Origin of the sequence: Olegusella massiliensis (assembly GCF_900078545.1) — a bacterium.
Classification (GTDB): Bacteria; Actinomycetota; Coriobacteriia; order Coriobacteriales; family Atopobiaceae; genus Olegusella; species Olegusella massiliensis.
This window is the reverse complement of record NZ_FLLS01000002.1, coordinates 1,341,946-1,354,055: the sequence shown is the minus strand read 5'-3', so window position 1 is coordinate 1,354,055 and position 12,110 is coordinate 1,341,946. Positions and strand designations below refer to the sequence as shown.

The following is a 12,110-nucleotide window of genomic DNA, read 5'->3' as shown; positions in this document are numbered from 1 at the left end:
GTCCTACAAAACATTTTACCAGCCAATCCGTCTTTAAACGTCCGCATTTGTCAGCTGGGCACTGCTTTTCTAGAAAGTCTTATGAGCAAGACCAGAGAGAGGCCAATTTTTGGGATGCTAAGCTAGGGAAAGTTTTGACGAAAACATGCAAGGGCAATTAGCTTTTCGTGTAATTCTGCCAAGAATTTTAGCTTGACTGGTATAACCGAGGCCAATTCGGGAAAATGAGCAAGACGACTAACCTTGAGGAGGCACTTCAATAGCTATGGCTTACAAGAAAAACGATGTCAATGCCGCAGCTGCCAACTCTGGCGAAAAGAAAGGCTTGTTTGGCGAGGTTTCCTTTGCGACAGTATTTGCAAGTGCAATGGCAGCAGGTACAGCGCTCATACTTTCAACCAAAATTGGCGTTGCAGGCTCTCTTATCGGTACCATAATTGCAGCGGCTGCCTCATCTTTTGCAAGTCAGATTTACCAGCAAATCATTCATCGTTCGGCAGCTAAGCTGCAGAATGTTTCTTTACCTACAACTTTTTCGCCTTTTGAGAAAAACACGGATTCCACCTGCAGCGATGCGACTGTGGCTATGTCTGAGCCTGCAATGGATCACACTGTAGTACAACAGCGCCCACTCACTCTTTCAGACAAAACTGGCCCACATTCCCATGCAACAACAGGAACTCCTATAGCTCCACATTCTATCCGCCAAGCCGCAGCTGCACGCACAAACAAGCTGGCCTGGCGTCGTCTAGGCGTAGCCATTGCCGCAGCATTACTAGCTCTCGCAATAACAGCTGGAATAATTTCACTTGTCACAGCAGGTGAGGGCCTTGGCTCCAAAACTGTATTGATACCATCAACCTACACCAAGCCAGACACACGCGAGCAGGACAACTCAGCAGACACTCAGCAAAAAGCTAACGAAAATGCAAATACTGCCACTACGACAGACAACAAGACGACAGGCTCAACAGACCCCAACAAGACTGACGACCCCGCAAAGACGAACGAAAACGACCACCCAAGCGGAAATGATGGCGAAAACAACGACAGCGGCAGTTCTGATACTGCAAATGGTGATCCTCACAAGACCAATCCAAGCGAGGATAAGCAGAACCACGACAAGTCTGACGCCGGCACTTCTTCTACAGAAACAGATACGAGTAAGAGCGGTACCGGCGACAACCAAACAAATACCTCTAGCAGCTCAAACTAAAGAAGCTCGTCTAAGGTACGGCCATAGCTAGGCAAAAACTCTTCCATAAAGTCACGCACTTCGGGCAGCTCTCGTGCCATCTCTTCAAGTTTCTGACGTGTGGAAGCTGCAGCGGTCGCAAACTCGCCCGAACCACTACGCTCTTCTTCCTCACATTTGATAAGGGCAGATAGTTTGTCTGCCGCTTTGACTAGACGCAACATCAGCTTGTCATCTGCGCCAAAACGAAATACTCGTTCAAACTCATCGCGCAAATCCTCGGGCAGCGTATCCAATAGCTCATCTTCTGCCTCAGCCTCTACCTGGTGATATGCATCGCGCAGCTGACCGTTACGATACTTTACCGGTGTTGGCATATCACCAGTAATAATTTCGGATGCATCATGATACATGCCCACCAACGCCGCTCGCTCGGAATTGAGATTGCGACCATAGCGCACGTTACCAATCACGCAAAGCGCATGAGCAATCATCGCAACTTCCAGCGAATGTTCAGAAAGATTTTCCGTACGCGAACAGCGCATCAAGACCCAACGGTCAATATACTTTAATCGAGAAAGCAGGGCAAAGAAATGCGATTCTTCTCTCTTGGCTACCATGACTCCCCTATCTTCTCAAACCGCCTATGCAAATCTACGCGGTCCTAAAACCTAGACATTAACTTGCCTTTTACAAAGCATGACACACGAACTTGGCCGCTTAGGTAGTATTTTATCAAGCTCTGTGGACACAAAAAATAAGCTCTCGCAAGGAGCTATTACGGGGCTGCCTTTTGTGTTTTTATCGATCCAGGCTTTTAGCGACTATTGCTATCAATGTCCACAGCTACGTATCCTCCATGGAGCCAAGCCTCATGGTCCTTTTGGCTCTATGAAGTAATCGTTTTCCTACTGCTTTGTTGTACTGCTCCGCAGGCTCCTCAAACAACAGATGGAAAAGTAAATTAGCTATTAAGCAGGGCGAGAACCGCGCGCTTTGCTTCCAAGAAAGCGGACGTGAGCTCAAAGTCAGCGTCACTCGACCCGCTCTCGCGCTGTACCAAAACCTCGCCCAAAATATGGCTTGGTTTTCCTGCAGATGGATTGCCGCCCAGCACATACACTCTACTTGCCAAGGCAACTGCTTCGTCTACATCATGGGTAATCATCAGCGCTGCCACACCAAGCTCTCGACTTGTCAACACAAACCATTCGCGTAGGTCTTTGCGGGTAATTGCATCAAGCGCCGAAAACGGTTCGTCCAGCAGCATTACATCATTGCCCATCAGGTATGTGCGCAAAAAAGCAGCGCGCTGGCGCATGCCACCCGAGAGCTCCGATGGCCACTTATCCTCAGTATCAGCCAAACCAAAACGCCCCAGCAACGGTCGTGCTTGCTTGTGTGCCGCCGCTTTGCTCATGCCTTTAAGCGTTAGCGGCAGACACACATTGTCCAGCACCCGTTTGCTGGGGATAAGCAAATCTTTTTGAAACATGTAGCTCACATGACCTGGAATGCCCGTCACATCTTTCCCGTGAAGCAAAATCTGCCCCTCTAAAGGTCGTGTAAGACCAGCTAAAGCATGCAAAATCGTAGTTTTTCCACAGCCTGAACGCCCCACCATGCAGACAGTTTCGCCAGCACTCACTGTAATATTTACATCAGCTACAACAACGTGTGAGTCATCCCAAGATAGGCTCAGATGCTGCGCTTTTAGAGCGGGCGCCACCGTAACATCATCCACAAAAACAGAAGCGTTTTCAAAAGCTGCAGAACTCATAGTTATGCCTCGAGGTACTGAGTATCAAAGCCTGCATTAACATCAAGCTCTTTTTCTACCAACTGGTTATCGTTGAGCCATTTATAAAAGCCGCTCCAACGAGCAGAATCAATAACGCCCCAGCTCGTAGCATCAGCCGTATACTGGCCTGCAAGGAATTCTTGGCTCTTCTTTACCAAGTCAGCATCAAGTTCAGGTACCTGCTTGCACAAAATATCTGCCGCCTCATCTGCATGGTCAACACAGAACTCATAGCCCTTCTTGACTGCACGCAAAAAAGCCTTGGTAACTTCAGCATTCTTCTTCATATAGTCAACGTTACCTGCAATAACAGGCGTGTAGTAGTCAAAGGTCTCATCGATTGAGATAAAGGAGAAGTAGTTCACATCGACCTTCTGCAGCGCAGCTTGTTGTACGGCCCAGCCTTCGTATACCCACACGGCGTCGTACATCTTTGACTGAAGACCCGCAACATCGTCATTGGTGGTATAGGGTACCAAGGATACCTTGGACCAATCTCCCCCATCCTTTTCGACGACTTGCTTCATAGTGGCTTTTTCGATGGGCATCTCCCAGGTAGTGTACTTATGGCCCTCCAACGCCTTGGGACGAGTAATACCATCTTCCTTACGAGACATAATGCCTGAGGTATTGTGCTGTACCATCGCCGCGATTGCAGTAATGCCTGTATTACCTCCGGCGATATCGTTAGCAATATAGTCCTGATAAGACACGCCAAACTGAGCCTGACCCGTACCAATCATTGCGTCAGCGCCATCTTCGGCAGGCTGGACAATCTCCACCTCGAGACCTTCATCGGCAAAGTAACCTTTTGCAGCGGCAACATAGATGCCCGTGTGATTGGTGTTGGGTGTGTAATCCAAGCAAAAGGTGAGCTTTGTTGTTTTTTTAGCTGCACTAGAACCGTTTGTCGCATGTTCTTTTTCCGCATGAGCACCACAGGCGGCAAGCGCTAGGCTGCCTGCCGCAGTTGCACTAGCGGCTAGAAAATTACGGCGAGAAATACCCTGAGAAAATTTGATGTGCTTCATTATTGGTCGTTCCTTTCTGCCTTAAGCCAAGGCATTACCAATCGCTGCATGAGATCAACAGCTCTCATGAGTAGCAGCGACAAAGCTGAGATAAGAAGAATTACGGCAAACATTCGATCATACGAAAATGACTTGCGGACACGAGTCATATAAACGCCAAGCCCCGCAAAACCACCGAGCCACTCGGCAATAACAGCGCCGACAATGGCGTAGGTAGCGCTAATACGCAGTCCAGAGAAGAAAGACTCCAGCGCAGCAGGTAGCTTTGCATTGATAAACACTTGCATCCGCGAGGCACCCATCGTACGCATAAGTGCGATGAGGTCAGGATCTACCGAACGAAATCCTGCAACCAGTGACACAGTTATCGGAAAAAAGGTCGAGATAACAATGAGGATAACTTTTGGCGCAAGGCCATAGCCAAACCACAGCACTAACAGAGGCGCAATGGCAATCGTTGGCACCGTTTGGCTAATCGTTACCAAGGGATTGAGCGCTAGTGCAACCGTCTCAAAGCGATCCATCAGCACAGCAACCACAAAACCCAGCGCCACGCCGATTACAAGACCTAACGCCGCTTCTATCAGCGTCGTTATTGAGTGGCTTGCAAGCAAAGCAGCATCGTAGATGAGCGCTTGGACCACTTGAATGGGACTGGGCAGCATAAAGTTGGGCACCCATCCCGCTAAGCAGGCAAGTTGCCAAAAGGCAAGCAGGCCAATGATGGCTATGCTAGGCACCACAAGACGCCGACGTTGGGCTTTGCTTGAGAAATTAAACATGAGCTGACAATTACGCAGCGGACTGTTTGACCGCAGCAAACTCAGGGTCATCCGCGTGATATTTGCCCACTTTGTGCTCGGTGGACATGACATCACCTGTGGACTTGTAATTGATCTTGACATAAGTCATGACATGCCCACAGCCCGCAGCGGCACCTACCAACTGGCACTGCTTGATACACTCCATACACGCGTCGTAATCGCCTTCGATGGCAGTCTCGAAGGGACCAACAAAGTAGTCCAGCCCTGTCGAATCAATGTAGGCGATGACCGCATCTACCACACGGCAAGTTTCTTCATCGCTCGTGGTATCCATGGGAAGATACTGAATTGCTACAGAGCAGTTCATCTGCTCTCCTTTCCGGCGCAGGAAAAGGGCCCCGCGCCATTGCGGGACCCTTCGTATACGCTGGTCCCTACGCTGGCATTACCCAGATCAGGTCTACGGGTCAGGGTCGCAGTGGACCCAATCTCAGCCGGCGTGCGCCAGCCCCCCTTGTCGATGCCATTATACCGCCCCCGCAGTCCATCGCAAACTCGCAGGTAGATGAGGATATAGGATTATTTGCAATGCTTGCAAACATGAGTGTTTTTTATCTGTGGAGTTTGGAATAGCAGTCCATCTGCTGCCAGAAACCCGAGTCATGAAAACGCCACACTACGCTACATGAGCAACCAGTTGTGGAGCGTGGCAAAGGATGTAAGCTATTCATTAAGGACGTCGCGCACTCAAACGAAGACATAATGAGCGGAAGGGATTATCGATTTGGGCTTCCCCTATCCGTTTTCCACCAGAACCAAGCACTGCGCGAGGGGCTCCTTCTGAATTTATTGGCATTCATCACACTATCAAGGAAGGAGCGCGAGCTATGTCTCACATTGGGTGCCTCTGTGGAAACGACGTGCGCGAGAACGATCACGACAACGTCTGGTATTTCGTTTCATCCACCCTTATGGACCAGTTCGCCGACAGCGAGGCGTTTTTCGACCTAGACTACGTCCCTGGCGAGAAGTCTGATGTTTGGCACTGCAAGGAGTGTGACAGACTCATCCTCTTCGATGACGGCGGAATTCGTGTGACGAGATACATGCGTTCCGTCGCCTTGACGGAAGTCGAAAAGATTTGCTCGACCCCCGATGCCAGGAGGGGTCTTCTCTACAACGCGGAGCGATTCTTCGACAACGTGGACGAGCTCATCACTCAGATGGTCGAAGCCAACAAGTGCCCCGACTATGTCTTCTTCTCTGAGTTCTTCGACGAAAAGCAGGCCCATGAAAAGCCCCTCCTTACGCCAAGCGTCGTGAGGAGCCTGCTCAACGAGGGACAGGGGCAGATTCGCCACTGGTACCGCGCGGTCATGAGCGCACGTGGCCTTGCCATCTTCAATGCCGCCGATTGCGCACTAGCCTCTCCGATGAAGTGCTGGCTGGTCAACGCAGAGGACATGGAGACACTGCAGCACCCCTATAGCGCATAACCATGCAGCAGGACTTAAACCCAAGCATCTAGGCGATGACACCGTTTACCTTGATGAGCTTTCACCAACTGCACAAATACACGAGGCATATCGCGCTCATTGCTGACAAAATGAGCGCGCTTAGTGGATAAGTAGGCAAGCAGATCTCAGGCGCAAACTAGGCTTCGATGAGAAAAGCTTGCGTTATTGGCGCATCATCGGCAGGAAGTGTGTTGATAGCACCGTCAACCCAAACATCTGCCGCCGTCCCCGCAGGCACAGTCACCGTCAGCGCAATACCTGCTGCCTGCCGTTCCCAACTCACGCATACCTGTCCACGAGGAGTCACATACGAGCAGGTCAGACTGTTAGTCTTTGGCGAGAAGAAAGGTGAAATCACGAGGTGATTTGCAGCCTGCGCATCATCTGCCACACGTATGCCGCCTAGTGCCTGTGCCATCCACTGCACATAACCCGACATCATCGCGTGGTTGCGCGAGATAATATGGCCCCCAAAGACCCCTTTAAGCGAACCAGAGTCCTCAGATAGCATATCCAAGAAACTTGGGGACTGTTCACGCAGCAGCCAGCCTTCAACAAACTCATCTAATCCAAAACGATTGAGCATATCAAAAGCAAGCACCGAGCCAAACATGCCGCAGCTCACAACGCCATCATTTGCACGAATTGCTTCTGCCAGTTTATGACTGAGCTTACGCCCGTCTCCCAAACCCAATGCCGCCGCAGAAGCATATGAGGTCTGCGTACCATCACCAAAGCTGCCATCAGCATGGGCAAAGCGCTCAACAATTTGTTTGTGCAGCTTTTCGATAGCTGCCTCGAGTGTTTGGTTTTGCTTGCCGAGGCGATTGGCAACCTCATCTACACAACTCAAAGCCCAAAAAATCGCACACCAGCCAACAAACTCACGGTCGGGTGTCTCACCCTCACTATCGCTGATGCCACCTACATCGCCTAGACAAAACTGGGCAAGTTCAGCTGGATCAAAACTCAATAAATACTGAGAGAAGCGCTCTAACTGGGGCCATTCACGCTCAAGCAGATCTTTCCTGCCATACCACTGATCTGCTCGAACAGCCAAATAGGGATAGGCAAGCTGCCATAACAGGGGGCCTTCTCCAGGCGCAGGGCACGCAGTCCCAACACCAACTCCAGGCACTGTAGCCGGTACACCACCTCGTGCAGTTTGATCACGCGAGAAATCACCCAGTGTCTTGTCCAGCAGGCCTTCTGTATCAAAAAGAAACGCATTCGAATTGAACAGCGCCGCCATATCGCCACCGTAGCCAAAACGGTCGAACGCGCTGTTCTCCCAAATACCATGGATGCAGTTTAACTTTGTACGGCGCGCAGCATCAAATAATTGCTGGTAAGAGGCGTTATCTGTGACAATATCTCCCGTCTGGATGAGGGCCGTATGCACATAGTAGGCATCAAAGCGCTCAAAATCCTCCATAGCAAGCCCTTCAACGAAGGCATAGCGGAAGGAATGCCAACAAAATTCATTGGTAAAGAAATTCTTACCTTCAGTGCAAGTCAGTATGTCCTGCTGAATAAGCTCATTTGCAGCAAAGAGTAGTCTACCTTCCTCATCGAGCTGCTCAGCGTAGTTGATGGTAACCTTCTGACCGGCACATGCATGAAAATGAAACTCAATGATGCCTGCAATCATCTGACCCATATCAATCAAAATGCCATCAGCAAATTCGCGTGCTGCGCCTGGCATCACCACACCTTCTCGCGAGCAACCAGGCACTACTGACGGTGCTAACACGCGCGTGTTGGGGCGTGCAACAACCGCGCCTCGCTCTACTCCTTCAAATCCTAGGTCACGATGTTCACCCAGATAGAGATTGTTGAAGGTCAGCTGCCCCTCACGCCAAATCCAGCTTGCATCAGTGCAGGTCAACGTCGTGCCATCGGCAGCAACAACCGCTGCCAATACCTGAGGCGTACCAACTTCCGATAAGCTATCGCGCAGGCTCTGCTTGCTTTGCAGGAAAATGGGAGCAGGGTTATACCAGCCATTACCTAGCTCTATTTCAATGCTATTCTTGCCCGCTACTAACAAATCAGAAATATCGTAGCGATCAAAATAAACTAACTTATCAAAACGCGTCCACGCCCCCGCCAGTTCGTCTTTGCCAACACGCTGACCATTGATGCGTGCCACGCGGTAACCCAGCGAAGCAATCTCCAACGTCGCTCCCTTGGGCGTATCGCAGTCAAAATCGGTTTTTACAATATGATTGTGATGTTCATCAAAGTAACCCGCATTATCTGAACCATAGTCAAACTCAGGTCCCGAAATCCAAGCAGCGGTTTTTAGTGCAGATGTCATAGCTCCTCCTATGCCTCATCTGTGTCGAGACATTTTCCACGCCAGCCAACGCAATACGCGCCGAATTTGCGCAGGTAATGCACATATCTATTCTAACGCGATACGCCTACGTGCAATTTGTAAACATTCGCGTGCGCAACATTAACGGCTTTACACGCTTTGGCTGAGCTAGGATACACTTATTCTCAAGTATGCACCACATCCGCGCCCCTAGGACTTCATCGAGGAGGCTGCCACATGAAGGTTAAATGCGATTTTTGCGACAACTACATCGATGAGACTGACGAACGCTGCCCATATTGCGGAGCGCCAAACGAGCATATGACCCGCAGCGGCCACGGCGTGCCAAAGACCATTGAAGAGCTGCTTGCCTTTGCCCATGCGCACAAGCTTCCGCTGGAAAAGATGCGCTTTTTCATTGGACAGGACTACAAGGAGCCTCGTGCTTTTGGCATTTACAAAAACCCGACGGATGGCAATTTTATTGTCTATAAAAACAAAGCCGATGGCTCTCGCGTCATTCGTTATTCAGGCGACGATGAAGCATATGCCGTCAATGAAATTTATCAAAAAATGCGCTCTGAAATTCTGGATCGTAAGCAGAGCGGCAAATCCCAGCGACACCAAGGCAGCTCCAACAAAGCAAACATCATAAAAAACATTGTCTTAGCCCTCATCATCATCGTTATCGTCTTCATTGTCACCATTGCCGCAGCGATAATGTCTACCGGCACGCACAGCAAGGGTTACTACCGTTATAACAACAACTATTACTACTACGATCGTGGTTGGTACCAAACAACTGGTAACGACTGGACCTCTGCTTCTGATGTACCTGATCAACTGGAAGACAACGCCGATGAGTATTTTGAAGGCAAGAATACCTCGGACTTATCCGATTCAAACGTTCCGCGCTATGAGTCCAACACCAGTGATGATGACTGGAATAACGACGACTGGGACGATGACGATTGGGATATTGATTTTGGCGGCTGGGACAGCAGCGATACTGACTGGAGCAGTGACTGGTAAGCTGCAAGGTGTTTTGGACTGTCAATCTGCGCCTCGTCCTGCTTGCCTAAACATAGACGCAAACCTATCCCAACCTCAGTTTAGGTCAGATTTCAATCAAGCAAAACCACTCGGTAGAAAACCTCTGATTACACCCCTCTTCGCTCTGAGGGCCGATGTGCGCCATTTAGAGCTGTTATTGGATAAGATATTTATGTTTGAAATACGGGCGTACGTCGTCTATCAGCGAGTTTGTTAAAACTAAAAGGTGCGGCAAAACACGGGAAAAAAGCTGCCTTTCAAAATAGGTCTTTTACCAGCGAAAACACTGAGACTCAAAAACGGGGCAATGGCGCACATCGGCCCTCAGAGCGAAGAGGGGTAGCTATCCTCTGATATTCTTACTATATTTATAAGCAGCAACTTCCTTGACAAAATACTTAACAGCTGCTGCTCCGAGATAGATTTTCTTATCTGCCATATATAAGAAATACAATCAGACACTTTTTTGCCTATATCCCAAAACCTCAGCAAAAATAAAACCGCCGACGCAAGAAAGGGGGAACGTCGGCGGTTATGAAGGGCTTATCGCTGTGGGGAGAGGGTCCACAGCCTCAGCCAGGTTTAAACAACTTGTCTCAAACAAAAATTATGAATCGCGAGGCCCAAGACGCTTACAGCTACTGCAAAAATTACTGCTTGAATCATCTTAGCCTCCTTCTGTTTTTGACAATAAAAGTTATACATGGGTTACTTATTGCTGTCAAGCATTATTCCTAAAAATTAGTAGGAATTGAGGAGGGCTTTCATATGAAGAGCTGTTCTATAAATATGCAGCCTTTCACCACTGCAGCTCTTCGTTACCTCTCCCCTATCCTCCCCGCACTTTTTCTTATCAAACAACAGATACATCACCCCAATTTGCTAAGCTAACTAAAGCGGCAAAAAGGAGATGACATTATGGACTTTCTTTCACTCGCACAAGCTCGCTTCTCTTGCAAGGCATACACCGACACCCCAATCGATGATCAGCAGCTTGCAGTTGTTCTTGAGGCAGGTCGTCTTGCGCCTACTGCAAAAAATAGTCAGCCGCAGCGCATCTATGTGCTCAAGAGTTCTGACGCTCTCGCCAAAGTAGACGAAATAACGCCTTGCAGGTACGGTGCCCCTATCGTCTTGTTGGTGTGTTACGACGCCGATGCTGTCTTCCACTATCCACAAAGCTCCCAGGATTCAGGGGCTGAGGATGCAGCAATTGTGACCACCCATATGATGCTTGCTGCAGCAAACGAAGGTTTGGGCAGCTGCTGGGTTAATCTCTTTAACCCTGAGCAAACCCAGCAGATTTTTGACTTGCCCAAGCAGTACGTACCTGTGGCTCTACTTGATTTAGGACATGCTGCAGCAGATGGCGTTCCTCTCAAAAATCATGAGTTACGCAAGCCGCTGTCCGAAACGGTTAGCTATCTCTAGCAACACAAGCACACCAACGCAGCATTCACTCATCCAAATACTCAAGACCAAAAAGTAAGGAGAGGTTGTGCTTTGGACTATTATCGGCCTCGTTGTTTTACTTGAGGTCCTCAAGCTAATCGCTTGGCTCATTCGCAACTTTTGGAACTGGCTCGGCGGCGGAAAAGAGCTTGACCGCCTAAGCGCCAACAAAAAACTTGATGAAGACATTCAAATCCAGATTGCTACGGCACGTGCTTGGAGACAAGCGCGTGGCACGCGCAAGACGCTCTACACTCTTAGAAGCCCTCGCCTTTCGCGTGAGCAACGACGTCGCGTAAATGATGTCGTGCGCGATCTGCGCGAGGAGTTTCTTGATGCCACGCCCATCGGTTGGTGGCAAGCCATCATGATTTTCTTCCTGTGTAGCATTTTGGGACTGATATTGGAAGAAATTTGGATGCTCATTACAGCTGGGCTCACCCAAAGTCGTGTTGGACTCGTATGGGGACCATTTTCACCGCTCTACGGTTTTGGTGCGGTTTTGCTCACTTTCAACGCATATTTTCTACGCCGCCACCATGCCAATAACCTGCAGATATTTCTCTCGGGAGCCATTATCGGCGGTACACTCGAGCAAATCACTGGCTGGGGTATGGAGCACCTCATCCATGCACGCTCTTGGACCTATATCTATCTTCCTGACCACATCACACCCTATGTGGCCTGGCGTTTTCTTGTTATCTGGGGACTGCTTGGTCTTATCTGGACACGTACCATCATGCCAAACTTACTCTATGCCATTGGCACTTTTCATTCAAAGCGACAGCTCGTCTTTATCGTACTGTTGGCAACCTATCTCAGCCTTGACATTTGGATGACTATATTTTGTTTTGATCGAAAGGTCTCACGCGAAATGGGAATTCCACCTGCAAATGCTTTTGAAGTGTGGATAGACACGCACTATACCGATCAGTTCATTGCAAATCGATTCCAAAATCTAGAATCCTATTAAAAGT

At 49.3% G+C, this 12,110-nt stretch carries 11 protein-coding genes and 1 riboswitch; of the genes, 5 read left to right on the top strand and 6 right to left on the bottom strand.

What is annotated here, in order from left to right; all coding sequences use genetic code 11:
- Positions 1 to 265: 265 nt before the first annotated feature.
- The gene (locus tag BN4314_RS06235; RefSeq protein ID WP_068540310.1) at positions 266 to 1,216 is read left to right on the top strand and encodes a hypothetical protein; all 951 of its coding nucleotides are present in this window, start codon (positions 266 to 268) and stop codon (positions 1,214 to 1,216) included.
- Here the strand turns inward: BN4314_RS06235 and yfbR are convergent.
- The 5 genes from yfbR to BN4314_RS06210 form a co-directional block, all read right to left on the bottom strand.
- Positions 1,213 to 1,815, bottom strand: a complete 603-nt coding sequence (gene yfbR / locus BN4314_RS06230; RefSeq protein ID WP_068540309.1) for a 5'-deoxynucleotidase — start codon at positions 1,813 to 1,815, stop codon at positions 1,213 to 1,215. The two genes, BN4314_RS06235 and yfbR, sit on opposite strands and share 4 nt — an antisense overlap.
- A gap of 344 nt (positions 1,816 to 2,159) precedes the next feature.
- Positions 2,160 to 2,975: an ABC transporter ATP-binding protein gene (locus BN4314_RS06225; protein WP_068540308.1), complete on the bottom strand. Its 816-nt coding sequence runs from the start codon at positions 2,973 to 2,975 to the stop codon at positions 2,160 to 2,162.
- A 2-nt stretch (positions 2,976 to 2,977) separates the two neighbouring features.
- Positions 2,978 to 4,027: an ABC transporter substrate-binding protein gene (locus BN4314_RS06220; RefSeq protein ID WP_068540307.1), complete on the bottom strand. Its 1,050-nt coding sequence runs from the start codon at positions 4,025 to 4,027 to the stop codon at positions 2,978 to 2,980.
- Positions 4,027 to 4,809 (bottom strand): ABC transporter permease, encoded by a 783-nt coding sequence (locus BN4314_RS06215; protein WP_068540306.1) that lies wholly within the window; start codon positions 4,807 to 4,809, stop codon positions 4,027 to 4,029. Before BN4314_RS06215 ends, BN4314_RS06220 begins: the two co-directional genes overlap by 1 nt.
- Positions 4,810 to 4,819: 10 nt before the next feature.
- On the bottom strand, positions 4,820 to 5,158 hold the full coding sequence (locus BN4314_RS06210) for a thiamine-binding protein (protein WP_068540305.1): 339 nt from the start codon (positions 5,156 to 5,158) through the stop codon (positions 4,820 to 4,822).
- A gap of 46 nt (positions 5,159 to 5,204) precedes the next feature.
- Positions 5,205 to 5,316: riboswitch (TPP riboswitch) on the bottom strand.
- A gap of 362 nt (positions 5,317 to 5,678) precedes the next feature.
- Here BN4314_RS06210 and BN4314_RS06205 point away from each other — a divergent pair.
- Entirely contained in the window at positions 5,679 to 6,287 is a 609-nt protein-coding gene (locus tag BN4314_RS06205; protein ID WP_068540304.1) for a hypothetical protein, read from the top strand.
- Between the two features lie 157 nt (positions 6,288 to 6,444).
- Here the strand turns inward: BN4314_RS06205 and BN4314_RS06200 are convergent, their stop codons facing one another.
- The gene (locus BN4314_RS06200) at positions 6,445 to 8,628 is read right to left on the bottom strand and encodes a family 78 glycoside hydrolase catalytic domain (RefSeq protein WP_068540303.1); all 2,184 of its coding nucleotides are present in this window, start codon (positions 8,626 to 8,628) and stop codon (positions 6,445 to 6,447) included.
- Positions 8,629 to 8,865: 237 nt separating this feature from the next.
- Here BN4314_RS06200 and BN4314_RS06195 point away from each other — a divergent pair, with 237 nt between their 5' ends.
- The 3 genes from BN4314_RS06195 (at position 8,866) to BN4314_RS06185 (ending at position 12,106) form a co-directional block, all read left to right on the top strand.
- On the top strand, positions 8,866 to 9,660 hold the full coding sequence (locus tag BN4314_RS06195) for a hypothetical protein (protein ID WP_068540302.1): 795 nt from the start codon (positions 8,866 to 8,868) through the stop codon (positions 9,658 to 9,660).
- Positions 9,661 to 10,599: 939 nt separating this feature from the next.
- The gene (locus BN4314_RS06190; RefSeq protein ID WP_068540301.1) at positions 10,600 to 11,112 is read left to right on the top strand and encodes a nitroreductase family protein; all 513 of its coding nucleotides are present in this window, start codon (positions 10,600 to 10,602) and stop codon (positions 11,110 to 11,112) included.
- 67 nt (positions 11,113 to 11,179) lie between these two features.
- Positions 11,180 to 12,106: a putative ABC transporter permease gene (locus BN4314_RS06185; protein ID WP_021735182.1), complete on the top strand. Its 927-nt coding sequence runs from the start codon at positions 11,180 to 11,182 to the stop codon at positions 12,104 to 12,106.
- The last annotated feature ends 4 nt before the right edge of the window (positions 12,107 to 12,110 follow it).